The following is a 20,089-nucleotide window of genomic DNA, read 5'->3' as shown; positions in this document are numbered from 1 at the left end:
CGATGGTACTGCAGGGGGGACCCTGTGGGAGAGTAGGACACCGCCGGACTTCCATTACCGAAATGGCCACCCAACGCAGGGTGGCCATTTCGCGTTAACTAGGCTGACAGAAGCCACCGGGAAGGACTCGAGAGATGGCCGAGCAGGAGCCGCGCGACAGCGCAGCCGATCGCGAGCCGCGCGGACGCACGGGCGACCGCCCCCCTCGATCCGGCGACACCGGTGCGCGCAAGTCGTATCCGCCGCGAGACGGCGCGAAGAAGCCGTATGTCAAGCGCGACGGTGACAAGAAGCCGTACGTCAAGCGCGATGGCGATCACAAGCCGTACGCCAAGCGCGAGGGTGACCGTCCGTACGCCAACGGCGATGGTGACCGGAAGCCGTACGTGCCTCGCGATGGCGAGCGGAAGCCGTACGAGAAGCGCGATGGTGACCGTAAGCCGTACGCTCCTCGCGATGGTGACCGTAAGCCGTACGCTCCTCGCGATGGCGAGCGGAAGCCGTACGAGAAGCGCGACGGTGACCGTAAGCCGTACGCGAGTCGTGATGGCGAGCGGAAGCCGTACGAGAAGCGCGACGGTGACCGTAAGCCGTACGCGAGTCGTGATGGCGAGCGGAAGCCGTACGAGAAGCGCGACGGCGACCGCAAGCCGTACGCTCCCCGCGATGGCGAGCGGAAGCCGTACGAGAAGCGCGATGGTGACCGTAAGCCGTACGCTCCTCGCGATGGTGAGCGGAAGCCGTACGAGAAGCGCGACGGTGACCGTAAGCCGTACGCGAGTCGTGATGGTGAGCGGAAGCCGTACGCTCCTCGTGATGGTGACCGTAAGCCGTACGAGAAGCGCGACGGCGACCGCAAGCCGTACGCTCCCCGCGATGGTGACCGTAAGCCGTACGAGAAGCGCGACGGCGACCGCAAGCCGTACGCTCCCCGCGACGGTGACCGGAAGCCGTACGCCGGCCGTGACGGTGACCGTAGGCCGTATGCCGGCAGCGGACGCAGTGATCGACCGGAGCGCGGGGGAGTGGATCGCCCCGTCGGTGACTCGCGCCCCGAAGAGAACCGTCCTGTCCGGGCGCACCATGACGACCCGGTGCTTCCCGACGACATCACGCCCTTCGACCTGCACCCCAGCGCACGCAATGAGCTCAAGACGCTGAGCAAGGAGAACGCCGAACAGGTCGCGCGTCACCTCGCGATGGCGTCCCAGCTCATCGACGAGGATCCGGTGCTCGCCCACCAGCACGCCGTCTCGGCGTCGCGACGGGCCGGCCGCATCGCGATCGTCCGTGAGACTCTGGCGATCACCGCGTATGCCATCGGCGACTACGCCCTGGCGCTCCGCGAGCTGCGCACCTACCGTCGCATCTCCGGCAAGGACGACCAGATCGCCCTCATGGTCGACAGCGAGCGCGGCGTCGGACGCCCCGACCGCGCACTCGAGGTCGGTCGCAGCATCGACCGCTCCACGCTTCCCACCGATGTGCGCGTCGAGCTGGCGATCGCCATGTCGGGCGCCCGCCTCGATCTCGGCGAGCCGGATCGGGCGCTGCTCGAGCTGGAGATCCCCGAACTCGATCCCCACCGCGCGTTCGAGTGGAGCCCCGCGCTCTTCTCTGCTCGTGCGACGGTGCTCGAAGAGCTTGGCCGCACCGAGGAGGCGGCCCGCTGGCAGGAGCGCGCGATCATCGCCGCCGATGCCATCGATGCCGCCACCGGCGGTGGCGACCTGGAGACGGTGTTCGTGGACGAGGTCATCGAGGAAGCCCTCGAGGACGACCTCGACGACGACGAGTTCGACGACGCCGAGGCCGAGGACGGCGACGAACCGGACGGCGAGCAGTTGATCGCCGACGATCTCTCCGACGAGGGGTCCTCCGACGAGGGGTCCTCCGACGAGGGGTCCTCCGACGAGGGGTCCTCCGACGCGGAGTCCTCCGACGAGGAGTCCTCGGACGAGCCCGCCGTCGACGATCTCGTCCCGATCGAGGCCGACGTCGACGCCGAGCCCGACGCTCCTGCGGTCGAGGATGCCCCGTCCACGGCCGCGACCGCGGACGACCCGCAGCCGTCCATCGAGGACGAAGTCGCCGAAATCCTGCTCGAGGCCGGCGTCGACACCGACGACGACCAGCACGGCGACGAGGAAGGCTCCGGCCGCTGATGCCGCTGTTCGGTCGCCGGCCGGAGACGGCCGGCCCGCTCGACGGCGTGGATGTCGTGCTGGCCGATCTCGACGGCGTCGTCTATGCGGGTGCCGGTGCGCTGCCCTACGCGGTCGACAGCCTGAACCGTGCTCGCACGGGCCGCGCTCTCGCGTACATCACCAACAATGCGTCCCGCACCGACGCCTCGGTGGCCGCGCACCTGGCCGATCTCGGCCTGCCGACCGCGCCGGACGAAGTCGTCACCAGCCCGCAGGCGGCCATGCGCCTTCTTGCTCAGCGCATCGCGCCCGGATCGACAGTGCTGGTCGTGGGCGGGGAAGGACTCGTCGACGAGGTCGCGAAGGCCGGCTTCGTCATGACGCGCAGCGCAGAGGATGCCCCGGCCGCCGTGGTGCAGGGCTTCGCGCCCGAGGTCGGCTGGACCCAGCTCGCCGAGGCCGCGTTCGCGCTCAAGGTCCCGGAGGAGGAGGGCGGAATCCCCTGGATCGCCACCAACACCGACTGGACGATCCCGCAGGCCCGTGGCATCGCGCCGGGCAACGGCACCCTGGTCTCCGCGGTGCACACCGCGATCGGCCGCTTGGCGACCGTGGCGGGCAAGCCCGAGGTGCCGATCTTCGAAGAGGCTGTCGCTCGGTTCGGGGCGCGGCATCCGCTGTTCCTCGGTGATCGACTCGACACCGACATCCTGGGCGCCAACCGCGCCGGGATCGCATCCGCGCTCGTCTTCACCGGGATCGACCGGCCCAAGCACCTGCTTGCCGCACCCGCGGGGTCGCAGCCGACGTTCATCCTGGGCGACCTGCGCGAGCTGCACGAGCCGTACCCCGAGGTTCGTCTCGTGGATGGCGGCGCAAGCGTCCGCGGCGCGACCGTCGTGATCGACGGGGCGGACGTGCGCATCGTGTCGGAAGGCGACCGGCCCATCGACCTGGTGCGAGCCGGCGCCGCGGCGATCTGGTCGACGGGCCGGGCGATCTACGGCTTCCGGGTTCCCGAGCGCCTCTACGCGGATCCGTTCCACCGGCCCTGATCGCGCGGTGACCGGGGAGGTTCCCCGTATCCTGGGGGCATGGTCCAGCCCTTCGAGCACGAGTCCGATCCGGGCGATCTGCTGTCGACGCTCGAGGTGATCGAAGCGCAGCCCCTCGCCACCCGTGCCGAGGCGTACGACGCGCTCCACGACACGCTCGCTCGACGCCTCGAGGCCGCCCCCGGCACTGCCTCGGCCTCATGACGTCGCGTCTCGACGCCGCGCTCGCAGCTCGAGGACTCGCGCGCTCCCGCACCCACGCCGCCACACTCATCGCGGAGGGACTCGTGACCGTCGACGGCGAGCCCGTCGTGAAGGCCTCCACCGCGGTCGCCGACTCAGCCGTGCTCGAGGTCGCCGGTGCCGACCACTACGTCAGCCGTGCCGCGCACAAGCTGGTCGCCGGCCTCGATGCCTTCGCGGTCGATGTGAGCGGGCGCCTTGCGCTCGACATGGGCGCGTCCACCGGAGGGTTCACCCAGGTGCTGCGAGAGCGCGGCGCCGAGCCGGTGATCGCGGTCGACGTGGGGCACGGGCAGCTCGCGGCATCCGTCGCCGGCGACCCGGCGGTGATCTCGATCGAGGGGTTCAACGTCCGGCACATGACCCCGGAGTCGCTGGCCGAGGCCAGCGGGATATCCGCAGCCCCGTCGGTCATCACCGGCGACCTCTCCTTCATCTCGCTCGCGCACGTGCTGCCGGCCGTCCGCGCGGTCGCGGCCGAGGACGCCGACCTGGTGCTGCTCGTGAAGCCGCAGTTCGAGGTCGGGCGCACGGCGGTCAAGGGCGGGCTGGTGACGAACCCCGGCCTCCGCGCCGACGCGGTCGCCGGCGTGCTGTGGTCCGCCTGGGATGCCGGCTTCGGCACCCTCGGCGTCGTCTCCTCCCCGATCCTCGGGACGCACGGGAATTCCGAGTACATCGCCCATCTCGCGCCGGGCCGGGGAAGCAATCCGACAGAATGGTTGAGCACCGTGAATCGACTGGCGGGGAGCCGATGACTGATACCGACGCGCGCGCCGAGCGCAGCATCCTGGTCGTCGCCCACGCGCATCGTGAAGACACCGTGTTCGCCGCGGAGCGGGTCGTGGCGGCCCTGCGCGCGGGCGGTGCGCAGCCGGTGCTCGCACCCGACGACCGCGTCGAGCTCGCGGCGGTGCGACCGTCGCTCGGGAACGTCCCCGCCCTCGGCGAGGACGTCCCTCTGAAAGACATCGATCTCGCGATCGTGCTCGGCGGCGACGGAACGATCCTCCGCGCGGCCGAGCTGGTCCGTGACGGAACGGCCCCGGTCCTCGGGATCAACATGGGCCACGTCGGATTCCTCGCCGAGATCGAGCGCGACGACATGGACGACGCGGTCCGCCGTGCGATCGAGCGCGACTACGACGTCGAGGAGCGCCTCGCACTCTCCGTGCGGGTCAAGGACTCCGCCGATTCGGTCATCTTCGAGACCTGGGCGCTGAACGAGGCCACCGTCGAGAAGGCCAGTCGCGAGCGGATGCTCGAAGTCGTCATCGAGGTCGACGGCAGACCGCTGTCGACCTTCGGGTGCGACGGCGTGGTCGTCTCGACTCCGACCGGGTCGACCGCCTACAACTTCTCGGCCGGCGGACCGGTGATCTGGCCGACCGTCGAGGCGATCTCGGTCGTGCCACTCTCGGCGCACGCCCTGTTCGCCAAGCCGCTGGTGGTCGGACCCCAGCACGCGGTCGCGATCGAGGTGCTCGAGCGCACGAACGGCACGGGCATCCTGTGGTGCGATGGCCGGCGCTCACACGACCTGCCTCCCGGCGCGCGCGTGGTGGTGCGGCGTTCCGATCGCCCGGTACGCCTGGCGCGTCTGCACCCGGCGGCCTTCACCGATCGCCTCGTGCGCAAGTTCCGGCTGCCGGTCGAGGGATGGCGCGGTCCCGCGGCCATCACGGGGCTGCCGCTGTGATCGAGGAGATGCGCCTGCGCGACCTCGGGGTGATCGCCGAAGCGACGCTGTCGATCGGTCCGGGCTTCACGGCGATCACCGGCGAGACCGGTGCGGGCAAGACGATGGTGGTGACAGGTCTCGGCCTGCTGCTCGGACAGCGCGCCGACTCGGGCGCCGTGCGCTCCGGCGCGACGCAGGCGACCGTGGACGGCGTGTGGATCGTGCCCGAGTCCGGCCCCGTGGCCGAGCGCGTCCGCGAGGCGGGAGGCGACGTCGAGCCCCTCGGCGACGGCAACGCCGAGCTGTTCGTCGGCCGGTCGATCTCGAGCGAGGGTCGCGGCCGGGCATCGGTCGGCGGACGAGCTGCACCGGCGGGGGTCCTGGCGGATCTCGCCGACGACCTGGTCGTCGTGCACGGCCAGTCCGATCAGCTGCGGCTTCGGAGCGCGGTGGCGCAGCGCGACGCCCTCGATCGCTTCGGCGGGGCCCCGGTGCAGTCGGCCCGCGCGGACTACCGCGACGCCTACGAACGGTGGCGCCGGATCGACTCCGAGCTCACCGCGCTGACCGACGACCGCGACGGACGCGCGCGCGAGGCTCACGAGCTCCGCGAGCAGCTCGCCGACATCGAGCAGGCAGCGCCGCAGCCGGGCGAGGATGCCGAGCTGACGGTGCGCGCCGAGCGCCTCGCGAACGCCGAAGAGCTGCGCCTCGCGGCTGCGAACGCGCACGACCTGCTCTCGGGTGAAGGCGATGCGCCGGATGCCGGATCCCTCCTCGCCGAGGCGCGCCGGGCGCTCGAGCGGGCACACGATCCCGCGCTCGAGGACGTCGCCGCGCAGCTCGCCGACCTCGGCTACCGCACCGCCGACCTCGCGGCGGTGCTGGCCGGCTACCTCGCCGACCTCGACGAGTCCGGACCCCACGAGCTCGCCGCCGTCGAAGACCGGCGCGCCGTGCTGTCCGCGCTCGTGCGGGTGCACGGCACGCTCGACGCCGCGATCGAACTGCTCGACACCGGCTCTGCCCGGCTCGCTGAGCTCGACGACGACGGCGACCGCATCGAGCGTCTCACCGCGGAACGGGATGCCGCGGCATCCACTCTCGACGACGCCGCTGCCGTGCTCACCGAGGCCCGCACCGCGGCGGCCGAGCGCCTCGGCGCCGCGGTCACCACCGAACTGCACGCCCTGGCGATGCCCGATGCCCGCTTGGCGGTCGCAGTGACGCCGGGCGCCGAATCGGTCGCCGGACGCGACGACGTCGCCATCCTGCTCGCACCGCACGTCGGGGCCGACCCGCGTCCGGTGTCGAAGGGCGCCTCCGGGGGAGAGCTCAGCCGGGTCATGCTCGCGATCGAGGTCGTCATCGCAGCCGTCGACCCCGTTCCCACGTTCGTGTTCGACGAGGTGGACGCCGGCATCGGCGGCGCCGCGGCGATCGAGGTGGGCCGCCGGCTCGCCCGGCTCGCACAGTCGTCACAGGTGATCGCGGTCACCCACCTCGCGCAGGTCGCGGCCTTCGCGACGAACCACCTGTCGGTGGTGAAGGCGGGAGACGGCTCGGTCACGGCATCCGATGTCCGCCGGCTCGAAGGAGCCGACCGCGAGGCCGAGATGGCGCGATTGCTGTCGGGAATGCCCGACTCCGACGCTGCACTGACCCATGCCCGTGAGTTGCTGAGCCTGCGCACCGAAAGCGTGGGATAGGATAAAAGCCCGTGATGCAGACTTCTGATTCTTTCCGCGGCGATACGACGAACGACACCACCAAGCACATCTTCGTGACCGGTGGTGTCGTTTCCTCATTGGGCAAGGGGCTCACCGCTGCCAGCCTCGGGAATCTCCTGACTGCGCGCGGATTGCACGTCGTCATGCAGAAGCTCGACCCGTACCTGAACGTCGATCCCGGGACGATGAACCCGTTCCAGCACGGCGAGGTCTTCGTCACCGACGACGGCGCCGAGACCGACCTCGACATCGGGCACTACGAGCGGTTCCTCGACATCGAGCTGAGCCAGGCCGCGAACGTCACGACGGGGCAGATCTACTCGCAGGTGATCGCGAAGGAGCGCCGGGGCGAGTACCTCGGCGACACCGTGCAGGTCATCCCGCACATCACCGACGAGATCAAGCGCCGTATGCGGCTGCAGGCCGATGAGACCCCGAAGCCCGACGTGATCATCACCGAGATCGGCGGCACCGTCGGCGACATCGAGTCGCAGCCGTTCATCGAGTCGGCGCGCCAGATCCGTCACGAGCTCGGACGCCAGAACGTCTTCTTCGTGCACGTGTCGCTCGTGCCGTTCATGGGCGCCTCGGGCGAGCAGAAGACCAAGCCGACGCAGCACTCCGTCGCGACGCTGCGCTCGATCGGCATCCAGCCCGACGCGCTGGTGCTGCGCAGCGACCGGCCCGTGACCGAGGCGAACAAGCGCAAGATCGCCCTCATGTGCGACGTCGACGAGGCCGCGGTCGTCAACGCCGTCGACGTGCCGAGCATCTACGACATCCCGACCATGCTGAACGAGCAGGGGCTCGACGAGTACATCGTGCGCACGCTCGGCCTGCACAAGGCCGAGGACGTGGACTGGTCGCGCTGGGAGCGCGTGCTCCAGGCGGTGCACAACCCCAAGCACGAGGTCACCATCGGGCTCGTCGGCAAGTACATCGATCTGCCGGATGCCTACCTCTCGGTCACCGAGGCGCTCAAGGCCGGCGGGTTCGCGCAGGAGACCCACGTCAAGATCAAGTGGATCCCGTCCGACGAGTGCGAGACGCCCGAGGGCGCCGAGAAGGCGCTCGGTGCGATCGACGGGATCGTGATCCCCGGCGGTTTCGGCATCCGCGGCATCGAAGGCAAGATCGGCGCGCTGAAGTTCGCGCGCGAGCAGGGCATCCCCACGCTGGGCATCTGCCTCGGCCTGCAGTGCATCGTGATCGAGTACGCCCGGCACATCGCCGGCATCGAGGACGCCTCCTCGAGCGAGTTCGACCCCGACACCACGGCGCCGGTCATCGCCACGATGGAGGAGCAGGTCGACATCATCGAGAGCGGCGACCTGGGCGGCACGATGCGGCTGGGCCTGTACCCGGCAGATCTCGTCGAGGGGTCCATCGCCGCCGAGGTGTACGGCTCGACCCGCGCCTCCGAGCGTCACCGCCACCGCTACGAGGTGAACAACCGCTACCGCGACCAGATCGCCGCGGCCGGACTCGTATTCTCGGGCCTCTCGCCCGACCGCAACCTCGTCGAGTACGTCGAGCTGCCGCGGGACGTCCACCCGTACTACATCGCGACCCAGGCCCACCCCGAGCTGCGCTCGCGCCCGACCGACGCGAACCCGCTGTTCCGCGGTCTGGTCGGGGCGGCGCTCGAGCGTCACAGCGCCAGCGAGCTCTTCGACGTCGAGAATGACTGAGCCGCACGCGGTCTCCGCTCTCGTCGACGAGCCCGTCGACGTCGAGGTCGCAGACAGCGACCTCGTCTACGAGGGTCGCGTGTGGGACGTGCGCAGCGATACCTTCGCGTACAACGGCAGCGAGATCGTGCGGCAGTACGTCGCGCACCCGGGAGCCGCCGCGATCGTGGCGATCGACGACGAGGACAGGGTGCTGCTGATCCAGCAGTACCGCCATCCGATCCGCCACCGCGACTGGGAGATCCCCGCGGGGCTGCTCGATGTCGAGGGCGAGCCGCCGGCCGAGACCGCCCGTCGCGAGCTGGCCGAGGAGGCGGACCTCCGCGCTGAGTCGTGGGAGCCCCTCGTGAGCATCTTCACGACGCCGGGCGGCAACGACGAGATCGTCCACCTCTTCCTCGCCCGCGGGCTGTTGCCGGTCGGCGCCGCGCACCCGCGCGAGGACGAGGAGGCCGACATCCGCGTGGAGTGGGTGCCGCTGGCCGAGGTCGTCGCCGGCGTTCTCGCGGGGCGGCTGCGCAACGGCATCCTCGCCGTGGGCGTGCTGGCGGCCGCCGAGCGGCTGCGCGCGGCGGGGGCCGCCGGGAACTGACATGCGGCTCGACCGGGCGGTGGACGCGTACCTGCGGCACATCTCGATCGAGCGCGGCCTGTCGGAGAACACCGTCGCGGCATACCGGCGCGATCTCGCGGGCTACGTCGGGTGGCTCTCCGACCGCGGGGTCGAGGACTCGGGGGAAGTGACGACCGAGCTCGTCGCCGAGTTCGCCGCGGAGCGGGCCGCGGCCCAGCCGCCGGTTGCGGCATCCTCTCTCGCCCGTCTCCAGTCGTCGGTGAGGGGGCTGCATCGCTTCCTCACGCGGGAGGGCATCGAGTCCACCGACCCGTCGTCGCGCCTGCGTCCGCCCAAGCAGCCGCGCCGGCTGCCGAAGGCTCTCACCATCGACCAGGTCGAGGCGCTGCTGGATGCCGCAGGCCCGGCTCCGTCGACGGGCGCCGACACTGCCGGGGGAGCGGCCCCGGGAGACCTGCTCGGGCTCCGCGACCGCGCCCTCCTCGAGCTCCTGTACGCCACCGGTGCGCGCGTCTCCGAGATCGTGCAGCTCGACGTCGACGACCTCGCGCACGGCGACGTGCTGCGGGTTCGTGGGAAGGGCTCGAAGGAGAGAATCGTGCCCGTCGGCTCGTACGCGCGGTCCGCGATCGACGCCTACGTCACGCGCGCTCGCCCCGAGCTGTCGCGGCGTGGCCGGGCGACCCCGCGGCTGTTCCTCGGCGCCCGCGGCGCCCCGCTGTCGAGGCAGAGCGCCTGGCTCGTCATCCACGGGGCGGCGGAGCGTGCGAAGCTCACGGCGCACGTGTCGCCGCACACGCTGCGGCACTCGTTCGCCACGCATCTGCTGCAGGGCGGCGCGGATGTGCGGGTCGTGCAGGAGCTGCTGGGCCACGCATCCGTGGCCACCACCCAGATCTACACCTACGTATCGGTGGACGCGCTGCGCGACGTCTACGCGACCTCGCACCCGCGCGCCCGCTGACCTCCCGGGAGTCGGGCCCGCGCGTGACTAGAATCGGTGCACGACATGGGAAAGTCAGGAGAGTCTGTGGCGGGCACTAAGAGGGGCGCGACGAAGGCCCCCGACGACGGGACCACAATGGGTCCCACGGGTCGTCCGTATCACGGCTTCGCGACCCCGCCCAAGCTCGACGGCCACGGTCCGGCACGCATCATCGCGCTGTGCAACCAGAAGGGCGGCGTCGGCAAGACCACGACGACCATCAGCCTCGCCGCCGCGCTCGCCGGCTACGGGCGGAAGGTGCTCGCGGTCGACTTCGACCCCCAGGGCGCGCTGTCGGCCGGGCTCGGCATCTCGACCCACGACATCCCGACCATCTACGACCTGCTGCTCGACGGAAAGCGCGACCCTCACGAGGTCGTCGTGAAGTCCCGCGTCGAGAATCTCGATGTGGTCCCGGCCAACATCGACCTGTCCGCCGCTGAGGTGCACCTGGTCAACGAGGTGGCTCGCGAGCAGACGCTGGCGCGGGCCCTCCGCAAGCTCACCCCCGACTACGACGTCGTGCTCATCGACTGCCAGCCCTCCCTCGGGCTGCTCACGGTGAACGCGCTCACGGCGAGCCACGGCGTGATCATCCCGCTGGAGTGCGAGTTCTTCGCGCTCCGCGGTGTCGCGATGCTCATCGAGACCATCGACAAGGTGCGCGACCGCCTCAACCCCACGATCACCCTCGACGGGCTGCTCGCCACGATGTACGACGCGCGCACGCTGCACTCCCGCGAGGTGCTCGAGCGGGTCGTCGACGCGTTCGGCGACGACGTGCTCGAGACGGTGATCGGCCGCACCGTGAAGTTCCCGGATGCCTCGGTCTCGGGCATGCCGATCACGGAGTTCGCGCCCGAACACGCCGCCGCGCAGGCCTACATGCGGCTGGCGCGGGAGCTGGTCGCCCGTGGCGCCGTCGCCTGAGGAGGGCTCTCCCGAGACCCTGCACGGCGAAGGCTTCCGCGTCTCGCTGAGCGTCTTCGATGGTCCGTTCGACCTGCTTCTCACCCTGATCTCCAAGCACGAGCTCGACATCACCGAGGTCTCGCTGTCGCGCGTCACCGACGAGTTCATCGCGTACCTGCGCTCGCTCGGGCCCGACGAGGAGCTCGACGAGGCGTCGGAGTTCCTCGTCGTGGCCGTGACCCTGCTCGACATGAAGGTCGCCGGCCTCCTGCCCCAGGGCGAGCTCGTCGACGCCGAGTCCGTCGCGCTTCTCGAGGCGCGCGACCTGCTCTTCGCCCGACTGCTGCAGTACCGGGCCTTCAAGGAGGTCTCGGCGTGGTTCGAGCGCTGCCTGCGCCGCGAGGACAAGCGCCACACCCGCTCGGTGCGCCTCGACGAGAAGTACCGCAACGCCGTGCCGGAGCTGGTGTGGACGCTCAACCCCGACGACTTCGCCGCCCTCGCGCTGCTGGCGATGACGCCCAAGGAGATCCCGCACGTCGGCCTCGACCACCTGCACGCGCCGCTCATCAGCATCCGCGAGCAGGCGGCGATCGTGGTGACGCTGCTGCGGGATGCCGGCACGCTGAGCTTCCGCGAGCTCGTGGCAGGCGTGGGCCAGCCCGGCGTCGTGGTGGCCCGGTTCCTCTCGGTGCTCGAGCTGTACCGCCACTCCGCCCTTTCTTTCGAACAGCTCGAGCCGCTCGGCGAGCTGACGCTGCGCTGGAGCGCACAGCGCTGGTCCGACGAGAACCTCGCCACTCTGGGAGCCGACTATGACCGATGAACCCGCGCAGAACTCCGAGCCCGCGTCCCCGCCGCCGGCGACCGGCGATGTCGCCCGGCGCCTCGAGGCGATCCTCCTCGTCGTCGAGGAGCCGCAGAGCCTCGTGAGCCTGGCCACGGCCGTCGGCTCGCCCGTGCCCGCCGTCCGCCAGGCGATCGAAGGTCTCGTGGCCGACTACGACGGCCAGACCGGCGGTCCCGTGCGCGGCTTCGAGCTGCGCGAGGTGGGAGGCGGCTGGCGTCTCTACGTGCGCGAGGAGCACGATGATCTGGTGAGCGAGTTCGTCAACGCGCAGGCGCCGTCGCGCCTCTCGCAGGCGGCACTCGAGACACTGGCGGTCATCGCCTACAAGCAGCCCGTGACCCGCGGCCAGGTCGCCTCCATCCGCGCGGTGAACGTCGACTCGGTCGTGCGTACCCTATTGGCGCGCGGGCTCATCACAGAGCTGTTCACGGATGCCGAGACCGGCGCCATCAACTACGGCACCACCGACGCGCTGCTGGTGAATCTCGGCATCAACTCGCTCGACGAGCTGCCGCACATCTCACCGCTCCTCGACGACGGGGCGGACGGATTCGACGAGGAGGCCCGCCGATGAGCGGAACGAACGAGGCCCCGCCCGAGGGCGTGCGGCTGCAGAAGGTGCTCGCGAACGCCGGTGTCGCATCTCGGCGCGTCGCCGAAGACCTCATCGTCGCCGGACGCGTGCGCGTGAACGGGCAGATCGTGACCGAGCTGGGCTCGCGGATCGACCCCGAGAACGATCTCGTCGACGTGGACGGCACCGCCATCCAGCTCGACCAGTCCAAGCGCTACGTCATGCTCAACAAGCCCACCGGCGTGGTGAGCTCGATGAAGGACGACCGGGGCCGCCCGGATCTCCGGCAGTTCACCGGGGAGTGGGAGGAGCGCCTCTACAACGTGGGGCGACTGGATGCCGAGACCAGCGGCCTGCTCGTGCTCACGAACGACGGCGAGCTCGCCCACGTGCTCGCCCACCCCTCCTTCGGGGTGACCAAGGTGTACATCGCCAAGGTCGAGGGCCGTGTCCTGCCGCAGACGATCCAGACCCTGACGCGCGGCGTGGAGCTCGAGGACGGCCCGATCGCCGCCGACAAGGCCCGGCTGCTGTCGAGCTCGGCCGAGGGCGGCGGCTCCCTCGTCGAGCTGACGCTGCACTCGGGACGCAACCGCATCGTGCGGCGCATGATGGCCGAGGTGGGGCATCCGGTCGTCGAACTCGTCCGCCGGCAGTTCGGACCCCTCCACCTGGGAACACTGCCAGCCGGGCGCACGCGCGAGTTGACTAAAGTGGAGCGGGGCGATCTGCTGACTCTCGCGCGTCGCGCGGCGGGCGATGAGCCCCAGCCCCACGACAGCTCCGAGCCGCGGAGCGACCAGGAGACCGAGTGACCGATTCCACGCTGACCTCTGCGCGCGCGCGAGCCCCGCGTGTGCAGGGTACGGTGCGCGTCGTCGGCGCGGGTCTCCTCGGGTCGAGCATCGGCCACGCGCTGACCGCACTCGGCATCGACGTGGCCCTCGACGACACGTCGCCCGCCCAGCTGCGTCTGGCGGTCGACTACGGGGCCGGCCGTCGCGCGGGCGAGGACGACGACCCGACGCTGATCGTCGTCGCCGTGCCGCCGGACGTGACCGCGGATGTCATCGAGCGCGAGCTGGCCCGCTACCCCCGTGCCGTGGTGACCGATGTCGCCAGCGTCAAGCTCGAGCCGCTGCGCACGCTGCAGGCCCGCGGCGTCGACCTCACCCACTACATCGGCTCGCATCCCCTCGCCGGCCGCGAGCGCGGGGGAGCCATCGCCGCGCGCGCCGACATCTTCATCGGCCGCCCGTGGGTCGTCTGCCGTGACGGCGAGACGCCCTCGAGCGATCTCGCGCTCGTCGAGGCCCTCGCCCTCGACCTCGGTGCGATGCCCCTCGAGATGAGCCCCGAAGACCACGACCGCGCCGTCGCGCTGGTGTCGCACGTGCCGCAGCTGGTCGCGAGCCTGCTGGCCGGACGCTTCGTCGAGGCCCCCGACGGCTCGCTGAGCCTCGCCGGTCAGGGCGTGCGCGACACGACGCGGATCGCGGCATCCGCCCCCGAACTCTGGGTGCAGATCCTCGGCGCCAACGCCACACCGGTCGTCGACGTGCTCGACGCGCTCGCCGCCGACCTGTCGTCGGTCGCCGATGCGCTGCGCAGCCCCGACGCGCCCGGTGCCCGTCGCGCCGTCGCCGACACGATCCGCCGCGGCAACGACGGCGTGGAGCGCCTGCCCGGCAAGCACGGCCAGAACCGCCGCTTCGAGCAGGTCGTCGTCATGGTCGACGACACCCCCGGTCAGCTCGGCCGACTGTTCGGCGAGCTCGGCGAGCTGGAGGTGAACGTCGAGGACCTGCGCCTCGAGCACTCACCCGGCGCCCAGTTCGGCCTGGCCGAGATCAGCGTCGTGCCCGGCGCCGTACGACGTGCCGTGGAGGGCCTCGAGTCCCGCGGCTGGAAGATTGCGAGCACCACCAATGACTGACCCCTCGACGGGCGCGGGAACCGCCGCCACGACCGAGGCCGAGACCGTCGTCGTCGCGATCGACGGGCCCGCCGGCAGCGGCAAGTCGAGCGTCTCGAAGCAGGTCGCCCGGCGGCTGGGCTACGGCTTCCTCGACACCGGCGCCGCGTACCGGGCGCTCGCCTGGTACGCGCTGGACCGCGGCATCGACACGTCGGACTCGACCTCCGTCCTCGACGTGATGGGCGACTTCGACTACGCTATCTCGCTCGACCCCGACGCGTACTGGGTGCGCGTCGGCGCCACCGACGTCACGCAGGCGATCCGCGAGCCGGAGGTGACCGAGGCCGTGAGCGGCGTCGCGCGCGTCCCCGCCGTGCGGCAGTCGGTAAACATCCTCTTCCGCGCGCTGGTGGCGGCATCCGGTCGTCCGGGGGTCGTCGTCGAAGGCCGTGACATCACCACCGTCGTCGCCCCCGACGCACCCGTGCGGATCCTCCTCACGGCAGCTCCGGAGGTGCGGGCCGCGCGTCGCAGCGCCGAGCTGGCGACGCACGATGCCGCCTCCGTCGCCGCCGCGCTCCACCGCCGCGACGCCTCCGACTCCACCGTGGTCGACTTCCTCACCGCCGCCCCCGGCGTCGAGGTCGTCGACTCGACCCACCTCGATTTCGAACAGACAGTGGACGCCGTCATCGGCGTCATCCGCACGAACGTGCCTTCACAGACGGGAGCGCACGATGGCAGCTGACAGCCGTGACGCCGAAGAATACGACGGTGGCGAAGACAACCTCGCCGCCAACCTCGCCGACCTCGACGAGGAGCTCGCCGAACAGCGGGCCGCCTCCCTGCGGGCGGGGCTCGAGGACTACGAGCTCGACGAGGAGGATGCCGAGCTTCTCGAGGGTCTCGTCCGGGGCGAGGATGGGATCGAGTACCTCCCGGCGCTGCCGGTGGTCGCGATCGTCGGCCGTCCCAACGTGGGCAAGTCCGCCCTCGTCAACCGCATCCTGGGCCGCCGCGAGGCCGTCGTGGAAGACACCCCCGGTGTCACCCGAGACCGCGTGACCTACAAGGCCGAGTGGATGGACCGCCGCTTCTCGCTCGTCGACACCGGCGGGTGGGAGCCCGACGCCAAGGGGATCGACCAGGCGGTCGCGGCGCAGGCCGAGGTCGCGATCGACCTCTGCGACGTCGTGATCTTCGTCGTCGACGCCATGGTCGGCGCCACCTCCACCGACGAGCATGTCGTCCGTCTCCTCCGCAAGAGCGGCAAGCCGGTGTTCCTCGTCGCCAACAAGATCGACGACGCCCGCCAGGAGCCCGAGGCCGCCGCGCTGTGGAGCCTGGGACTCGGCACGCCGTACCCGGTCTCGGCGATCCACGGTCGAGGCGTGGCCGACCTTCTCGACGAGATCATGAAGGTGCTGCCCGAGATCTCGGCCGTCGCCAAGCACGAGATCGGCGGTCCGCGCCGCGTCGCGATCCTCGGTCGCCCCAACGTCGGCAAGTCCTCGCTGCTGAACAAGGCCGCGGGCGAGGAGCGCGTCGTCGTCAACGAACTCGCCGGCACCACCCGCGACCCGGTGGACGAGATCGTCGAACTCGGCGGCAAGCTGTGGCGCTTCGTCGACACCGCCGGCATCCGTCGCCGCGTGCACCTCCAGCAGGGCGCGGACTTCTACGCGTCGCTGCGCACCTCCGCCGCGCTCGAGAAGGCCGAGGTCGCCGTCGTCGTCCTCGACGTCAGCGAGACGATCAGCGAGCAGGACGTGCGCATCATCGACCTCGTGCTCGAGTCGGGCCGCGCGCTCGTGCTCGCGTACAACAAGTGGGATCTGATGAACACGCCCGCGTTCGAGGACATCGAGCGCCGCCGCTACCTCGAGCGGGAGATCGAGCAGGACCTCGCGCACGTCGCGTGGGCGCCGCGCGTCAACATCTCGGCGCGCACCGGCCGTCACCTCGACAAGCTGGTGCCCGCGCTCGAGACGGCGCTCGAGTCGTGGGATCAGCGCATCCCGACCGGCAAGTTCAACGCGTTCCTGTCGGAGCTCGTCAACGAGCACCCGCACCCGGTCCGCGGTGGAAAGCAGCCGCGCATCCTGTTCGGCACGCAGGCGTCGACGCGCCCGCCGACCTTCGTGCTCTTCACCACGGGCTTCCTCGACCCGGGCTACCGCCGGTTCATCCAGCGACGCCTGCGCGAGATCTACGGCTTCGAGGGCTCGCCGATCGTCATCAACATGCGGGTGCGCGAGCGCCGGCAGCGCTGACTCTCAGCGGCGCAGGCGCGCGTGCTGCGCCGTCTGCGCCGCGAGGATCTCCGCGTCGAGGTCGTCGGCGCGCCGCTGCTGCTCGGGCGTGCGGTTCGGTGCCGCGAGCAGGTCGCGCTGCGCGGTGCGCAGGCCGGCGATGCGGTCGTTCTCGACCAGCTCGGTCCAGAGGTCGGCGTCCGAGAGTTCCGGCAGCGGTCCGTGCTCGTCGAGGAACACGTAGGTCGGACGCACGAGGTCCCGGTCGGCGTTCAGTCGCCGCCAGCGTCGCTCACCGCCCTGTGCCACCAGCCACCAGGTGAGGAGCCCGACGATCGCCGCGCCGCCCAGGGCTGCGACGTTGAGCTGGAACGCCGTGGGCGGAGCCCCGTCGAGCGTGGCGATCGCCCCGGGAACGACCACCGCGACAAGCAGCGCCGCCGCGACCGCGAAGACGACGAGGCCGGTGATCACCGCGGTGCGGCCGCGTGCCTGATAGCGCTGATGCTCGCGTTCGGCCTCGCGTTCGCGCGCCGGATTCACGATGACTCCTGCCAACCGCACGATTCCGCCTCCCAGCGCTCTGTCTCCGTCGACCCTAGGTCACGCGGGGTCATTGCGCGGGACCGTCGCCGGGTCGGTGTGACAGGCTGGGAGGGTGACCATCGAGCCCCCCGCGCCCGGAGAGCCGCGGCGTCCGCTCGGTCCTCGCGACCCCGGGGACGCGTGGGTCGTCGCACCCACGGGGGAGCGGTACTGGGGCCGATTCGGCGCCGCCGGCCTTCTCGCGCTCGATCCCGACCACGGCGTGCTCCTGCAGCATCGCGTGTCGTGGAGCCACTTCGGCGACACCTGGGCGCTTCCGGGCGGAGCGCGGCACGAGGGCGAGTCGGCGAGCGACGGCGCGCTGCGTGAGGCCGCCGAAGAGGCGGGTGTCCCGGATGCCGCGATCCGCCCGCGCCTGCTCTCCGTGCTCGATCTCGGCTACTGGACCTACACGACCCTGATCGGCGACGTCGTCGTGCCGTTCGAGCCGACCATCAGCGACCCGGAGAGCCGCGAGCTCGCCTGGGTGCCGGTCGACGAGGTGACGAGGCATCCGCTCCATCCCGGCTTCTCGGAGGCCTGGGAGAACCTGCGCGCGCTGCTGGGGGTGCGACCCGCGGTCGTGGTCGACGCCGCGAACGTCGTGGGCTCGGTGCCCGACGGCTGGTGGCGCGACCGCCCTGGTGCCGCAGCCGGCCTGCTGGCCCGCATCGCGGCGCTCGGCGAGGCCGGGGTGCCGGCCGGCACGCTCGATCTTCCCGAGCACACGTGGTTCCCCGAGTGGGTCGTGGTGCTCGAGGGTCAGGCGCGCGCGGCCGGCGACGCCCCCGGTGTCGAGGCGGTGCGGGCCGAGGCATCCGGAGACGATGCGATCGTCGAGCAGGCGCAGCGACTCGTCGCCGCCGGCCGGACGGTGACCGTCGTCACGAGTGATCGCGCGCTGCGCGAGCGGGTGACGGATGCCGGAGCCGTGGCTCGCGGCACCCGCTGGCTGTACGACCTCTTCGACGCCTGAGTCGGCGAGTTGGAGGCCGCCGTGCGGCGGGATCAGTCGTCGAGGTCGTCGCGACCCCGGAGACGATCGATGTCGCGGCGCTCGCGCTTGGTCGGTCGTCCGGCGCCGCGGTCGCGCACGGGCACGAACGCGGTGAGTTCGCGCGGTGGGGGAGGCGGCGTGCGGTCGTCGACGGCCGCGGCGGCGAGGGGCGCCCCGACGCGCTTGGTGATGGCCTGCTTGACGACGAGGATGCGGTCGAACCCGCTGATGCGCACGCGCAGCTCATCACCGGGCCGCACCGGTTGGGCGGCCTTGGCCTTCTCGCCGTTCACGCGCACGTGTCCCGCGCGGCAGGCGGTGGTCGCCGCGGAGCGGGTCTTGTAGACGCGCACGGCCCACAGCCACGAGTCGACCCGGGCGGAGGGTCCTTGGCCGGGGGCGTGGACCGGCGGCTGGTCGAGGTCGTCGGTCATACCGCCACCTCCGGGGTCTCGACCTCGGCGCGGTCGGTCTGGCGGCGACGCTCCGCGACCAGCACGCCGGCGGCGATGAGGCCCTGGCCCAGGCAGTACGTGAGCATGACGAGCGGGCTCGTCCAGTCGGGCATGGCGTCGGGGACGAACAGGCGGAAGGCGAGCACCGTGTCGGAGGCGAGGAAGAACACACCGCCCCACGCGATCACGGGGTGGCAGCGGGCGGCTCCTGCCGCGGTGGCGCCCAGGACGAGGCCGTAGATCGCGACGGGCACGAGCAGGCCGCCGAGGTTCGGCCAGAGCACCGCGAGCAGGACGACCCACCACACCGCGTAGACCGCGGACCAGAGCGGAAGGCGTCGCACGGCGAGCGTGCGCCAGAACAGCCAGATGTAGCAGAGGTGCGCGAGGCCGAACCACAGGAGCATCATCGGCACGGTGTCGGCCCAGGGGAAGAACGTGCCGGCGCCGTCACCCAGCCAGGAGAGGCCGATCGCGGCGACGAGGAGGGTGTGCGTGCCGGTCCAGCGGGAGCCGCGGACACCCCACACCACCGCGAGGGCCAGCAGGGGCATGAGCGCGAGCTTCGTGGGTGAGGCGAGCGCCTCCGCGCCGGTCGCCAGGGCGACGACGTGCACCGCCGAGACCACGATGTAGGGCGCGAAGCCGATCCAGAGCCGCGGCATGATCCTCCTCGATGAGCGTGGCAGAGACCCATCGTCGCACGGCGAGCGGATGTCGCCGCACGGCGAGCGGATGCCGCCGCACGGCGAGCGGATGCCGCCCGCCCGCGTCAGCGCTTGAGGTCGAGCGAGACGACCGCAAGGTCGGGACGCGGTCTCGCGACCTCGCGAAAGCCCGCGTTGCGGAACGTGGAGACGACACCGTGGAAGAGATCGTTCGACGACTTCTTCGGACCGACGTGGGGGTCGTACGGGTACGCCTCGACCACGCGGGCACCGCCCTTGCGGGCGAAGTCCACCGCGGCTTCGAGCAGGACGTCGTTGAGCCCCTGACCCCGGTGCTCCTTTCGCACGACGAAGCAGCTGACCGCCCACACCGTGTCGTCCTCCCACGGCTCGGTCGAGCCCGCGGTGATGTTGCGCGTGCGGCCGAGCCGCACCTGGCGGGTGCGGGGGCCGACGCGCACCCAGCCCGCCGGCTCTCCATCGACGTACGCGATGAGCGCGGGTGGCGGTCCGGCATCGACCTCGTCGCGCAGCAGCTGCTCGCGCTCGCTCTGCGATGTGGAATTGAACTCCGCGTTCGTGATCGTCCACCACTGACATTGGCAGCTGCGCCCGTCTCCGCCGCCGGTCAGCGCGTGCTCGGCGTCGGCGAAGCGATCGGGCGTGGCGGGCTCGACGGTGATCTTTGCCATGCGCCGACGCTACGCCCGGGAGCCGACATGCGGAACGGCGACGGCGCCACGATGGAGATCGTGGCGCCGTCTTGGAGGCC

21 protein-coding genes are annotated in these 20,089 nt (G+C 71.2%); 17 read left to right on the top strand and 4 right to left on the bottom strand.

The window, feature by feature from the left end:
* Positions 1-134: 134 nt before the first annotated feature.
* The 16 genes from SOM19_RS11370 to der all read left to right on the top strand — a co-directional run bounded on the left by SOM19_RS11370 (position 135) and on the right by der (position 16,633).
* The gene (locus tag SOM19_RS11370; protein WP_320486627.1) at positions 135-2,165 is read left to right on the top strand and encodes a primosomal protein; all 2,031 of its coding nucleotides are present in this window, start codon (positions 135-137) and stop codon (positions 2,163-2,165) included.
* Positions 2,165-3,202: an HAD-IIA family hydrolase gene (locus tag SOM19_RS11365; RefSeq protein ID WP_320486626.1), complete on the top strand. Its 1,038-nt coding sequence runs from the start codon at positions 2,165-2,167 to the stop codon at positions 3,200-3,202. The genes SOM19_RS11370 and SOM19_RS11365 overlap by 1 nt, the downstream gene beginning before the upstream one ends.
* Before the next feature lie 39 nt (positions 3,203-3,241).
* On the top strand, positions 3,242-3,406 hold the full coding sequence (locus SOM19_RS11360) for a phage tail protein (RefSeq protein WP_320486625.1): 165 nt from the start codon (positions 3,242-3,244) through the stop codon (positions 3,404-3,406).
* Positions 3,403-4,203: a TlyA family RNA methyltransferase gene (locus tag SOM19_RS11355; RefSeq protein WP_320486624.1), complete on the top strand. Its 801-nt coding sequence runs from the start codon at positions 3,403-3,405 to the stop codon at positions 4,201-4,203. The genes SOM19_RS11360 and SOM19_RS11355 overlap by 4 nt, the downstream gene beginning before the upstream one ends.
* Positions 4,200-5,144, top strand: coding sequence for an NAD kinase (locus SOM19_RS11350; protein ID WP_320486623.1), 945 nt, complete (start codon positions 4,200-4,202; stop codon positions 5,142-5,144). The genes SOM19_RS11355 and SOM19_RS11350 overlap by 4 nt, the downstream gene beginning before the upstream one ends.
* Positions 5,141-6,835 carry a DNA repair protein RecN gene (recN, locus tag SOM19_RS11345; RefSeq protein WP_320486622.1) on the top strand — a complete coding sequence of 565 codons (1,695 nt, stop codon included), beginning with the start codon at positions 5,141-5,143 and terminating at the stop codon, positions 6,833-6,835. Before SOM19_RS11350 ends, recN begins: the two co-directional genes overlap by 4 nt.
* A 14-nt stretch (positions 6,836-6,849) precedes the next feature.
* Positions 6,850-8,547, top strand: a complete 1,698-nt coding sequence (gene pyrG, locus SOM19_RS11340) for a CTP synthase (RefSeq protein ID WP_320486715.1) — start codon at positions 6,850-6,852, stop codon at positions 8,545-8,547.
* Positions 8,540-9,139 (top strand): NUDIX hydrolase, encoded by a 600-nt coding sequence (locus SOM19_RS11335; protein ID WP_320486621.1) that lies wholly within the window; start codon positions 8,540-8,542, stop codon positions 9,137-9,139. Before pyrG ends, SOM19_RS11335 begins: the two co-directional genes overlap by 8 nt.
* A gap of 1 nt (position 9,140) precedes the next feature.
* Positions 9,141-10,085, top strand: coding sequence for a site-specific tyrosine recombinase XerD (xerD, locus tag SOM19_RS11330; protein WP_320486620.1), 945 nt, complete (start codon positions 9,141-9,143; stop codon positions 10,083-10,085).
* A gap of 117 nt (positions 10,086-10,202) precedes the next feature.
* Positions 10,203-11,036: a ParA family protein gene (locus SOM19_RS11325; protein ID WP_320486619.1), complete on the top strand. Its 834-nt coding sequence runs from the start codon at positions 10,203-10,205 to the stop codon at positions 11,034-11,036.
* Positions 11,020-11,844 (top strand): segregation and condensation protein A, encoded by an 825-nt coding sequence (locus SOM19_RS11320; protein ID WP_320486618.1) that lies wholly within the window; start codon positions 11,020-11,022, stop codon positions 11,842-11,844. The genes SOM19_RS11325 and SOM19_RS11320 overlap by 17 nt, the downstream gene beginning before the upstream one ends.
* Complete coding sequence (scpB, locus tag SOM19_RS11315) at positions 11,834-12,442, top strand: SMC-Scp complex subunit ScpB (RefSeq protein WP_320486617.1); 609 nt, start codon at positions 11,834-11,836, stop codon at positions 12,440-12,442. The genes SOM19_RS11320 and scpB overlap by 11 nt, the downstream gene beginning before the upstream one ends.
* On the top strand, positions 12,439-13,257 hold the full coding sequence (locus SOM19_RS11310; RefSeq protein WP_320486616.1) for a pseudouridine synthase: 819 nt from the start codon (positions 12,439-12,441) through the stop codon (positions 13,255-13,257). Before scpB ends, SOM19_RS11310 begins: the two co-directional genes overlap by 4 nt.
* Positions 13,254-14,378 (top strand): prephenate dehydrogenase, encoded by a 1,125-nt coding sequence (locus tag SOM19_RS11305; protein WP_320486615.1) that lies wholly within the window; start codon positions 13,254-13,256, stop codon positions 14,376-14,378. The genes SOM19_RS11310 and SOM19_RS11305 overlap by 4 nt, the downstream gene beginning before the upstream one ends.
* On the top strand, positions 14,371-15,108 hold the full coding sequence (gene cmk / locus SOM19_RS11300; RefSeq protein WP_320486614.1) for a (d)CMP kinase: 738 nt from the start codon (positions 14,371-14,373) through the stop codon (positions 15,106-15,108). Before SOM19_RS11305 ends, cmk begins: the two co-directional genes overlap by 8 nt.
* Positions 15,098-16,633, top strand: coding sequence for a ribosome biogenesis GTPase Der (gene der, locus SOM19_RS11295; RefSeq protein ID WP_320486613.1), 1,536 nt, complete (start codon positions 15,098-15,100; stop codon positions 16,631-16,633). Before cmk ends, der begins: the two co-directional genes overlap by 11 nt.
* A 3-nt stretch (positions 16,634-16,636) precedes the next feature.
* Here the strand turns inward: der and SOM19_RS11290 are convergent, their stop codons facing one another.
* On the bottom strand, positions 16,637-17,176 hold the full coding sequence (locus SOM19_RS11290; RefSeq protein ID WP_320486612.1) for a hypothetical protein: 540 nt from the start codon (positions 17,174-17,176) through the stop codon (positions 16,637-16,639).
* A 94-nt stretch (positions 17,177-17,270) separates the two neighbouring features.
* Between SOM19_RS11290 and SOM19_RS11285 the strand changes: the two genes are divergently transcribed.
* Positions 17,271-18,173, top strand: coding sequence for an NUDIX domain-containing protein (locus tag SOM19_RS11285; protein ID WP_320486611.1), 903 nt, complete (start codon positions 17,271-17,273; stop codon positions 18,171-18,173).
* 32 nt (positions 18,174-18,205) lie between these two features.
* Here the strand turns inward: SOM19_RS11285 and SOM19_RS11280 are convergent, their stop codons facing one another.
* The 3 genes from SOM19_RS11280 to SOM19_RS11270 all read right to left on the bottom strand — a co-directional run bounded on the left by SOM19_RS11280 (position 18,206) and on the right by SOM19_RS11270 (position 20,009).
* Positions 18,206-18,628 (bottom strand): RNA-binding S4 domain-containing protein, encoded by a 423-nt coding sequence (locus SOM19_RS11280; RefSeq protein ID WP_320486610.1) that lies wholly within the window; start codon positions 18,626-18,628, stop codon positions 18,206-18,208.
* On the bottom strand, positions 18,625-19,314 hold the full coding sequence (locus SOM19_RS11275; protein WP_320486609.1) for a lysoplasmalogenase: 690 nt from the start codon (positions 19,312-19,314) through the stop codon (positions 18,625-18,627). Before SOM19_RS11275 ends, SOM19_RS11280 begins: the two co-directional genes overlap by 4 nt.
* 107 nt (positions 19,315-19,421) lie before the next feature.
* A complete protein-coding gene (locus SOM19_RS11270; protein WP_320486608.1) occupies positions 19,422-20,009 on the bottom strand; it encodes a GNAT family N-acetyltransferase in 588 nt (195 codons plus the stop codon).
* Between the last annotated feature and the right edge of the window lie 80 nt (positions 20,010-20,089).

It is taken from the genome of Microbacterium sp. CFBP9034, assembly GCF_034045255.1.
Taxonomy (GTDB): domain Bacteria; phylum Actinomycetota; class Actinomycetes; order Actinomycetales; family Microbacteriaceae; genus Microbacterium.
This window is presented reverse-complemented; position numbering and strand designations above follow the sequence as displayed.

What these genes read in the sequence shown, in the direction of transcription:
- SOM19_RS11370 (WP_320486627.1), top strand. Translation starts at nt 135, where the DNA reads ATGGCCGAGCAGGAGCCGCGCGACAGCGCAGCCGATCGCGAGCCGCGC.
- SOM19_RS11365 (WP_320486626.1), top strand. Translation starts at nt 2,165, where the DNA reads ATGCCGCTGTTCGGTCGCCGGCCGGAGACGGCCGGCCCGCTCGACGGC.
- SOM19_RS11360 (WP_320486625.1), top strand. Translation starts at nt 3,242, where the DNA reads ATGGTCCAGCCCTTCGAGCACGAGTCCGATCCGGGCGATCTGCTGTCG.
- SOM19_RS11355 (WP_320486624.1), top strand. Translation starts at nt 3,403, where the DNA reads ATGACGTCGCGTCTCGACGCCGCGCTCGCAGCTCGAGGACTCGCGCGC.
- SOM19_RS11350 (WP_320486623.1), top strand. Translation starts at nt 4,200, where the DNA reads ATGACTGATACCGACGCGCGCGCCGAGCGCAGCATCCTGGTCGTCGCC.
- pyrG (WP_320486715.1), top strand. Translation starts at nt 6,850, where the DNA reads ATGCAGACTTCTGATTCTTTCCGCGGCGATACGACGAACGACACCACC.
- SOM19_RS11335 (WP_320486621.1), top strand. Translation starts at nt 8,540, where the DNA reads ATGACTGAGCCGCACGCGGTCTCCGCTCTCGTCGACGAGCCCGTCGAC.
- xerD (WP_320486620.1), top strand. Translation starts at nt 9,141, where the DNA reads ATGCGGCTCGACCGGGCGGTGGACGCGTACCTGCGGCACATCTCGATC.
- SOM19_RS11325 (WP_320486619.1), top strand. Translation starts at nt 10,203, where the DNA reads ATGGGTCCCACGGGTCGTCCGTATCACGGCTTCGCGACCCCGCCCAAG.
- scpB (WP_320486617.1), top strand. Translation starts at nt 11,834, where the DNA reads ATGACCGATGAACCCGCGCAGAACTCCGAGCCCGCGTCCCCGCCGCCG.
- SOM19_RS11310 (WP_320486616.1), top strand. Translation starts at nt 12,439, where the DNA reads ATGAGCGGAACGAACGAGGCCCCGCCCGAGGGCGTGCGGCTGCAGAAG.
- cmk (WP_320486614.1), top strand. Translation starts at nt 14,371, where the DNA reads ATGACTGACCCCTCGACGGGCGCGGGAACCGCCGCCACGACCGAGGCC.
- der (WP_320486613.1), top strand. Translation starts at nt 15,098, where the DNA reads ATGGCAGCTGACAGCCGTGACGCCGAAGAATACGACGGTGGCGAAGAC.
- SOM19_RS11280 (WP_320486610.1), bottom strand. Translation starts at nt 18,628, where the DNA reads ATGACCGACGACCTCGACCAGCCGCCGGTCCACGCCCCCGGCCAAGGA.
- SOM19_RS11275 (WP_320486609.1), bottom strand. Translation starts at nt 19,314, where the DNA reads ATGCCGCGGCTCTGGATCGGCTTCGCGCCCTACATCGTGGTCTCGGCG.
- SOM19_RS11270 (WP_320486608.1), bottom strand. Translation starts at nt 20,009, where the DNA reads ATGGCAAAGATCACCGTCGAGCCCGCCACGCCCGATCGCTTCGCCGAC.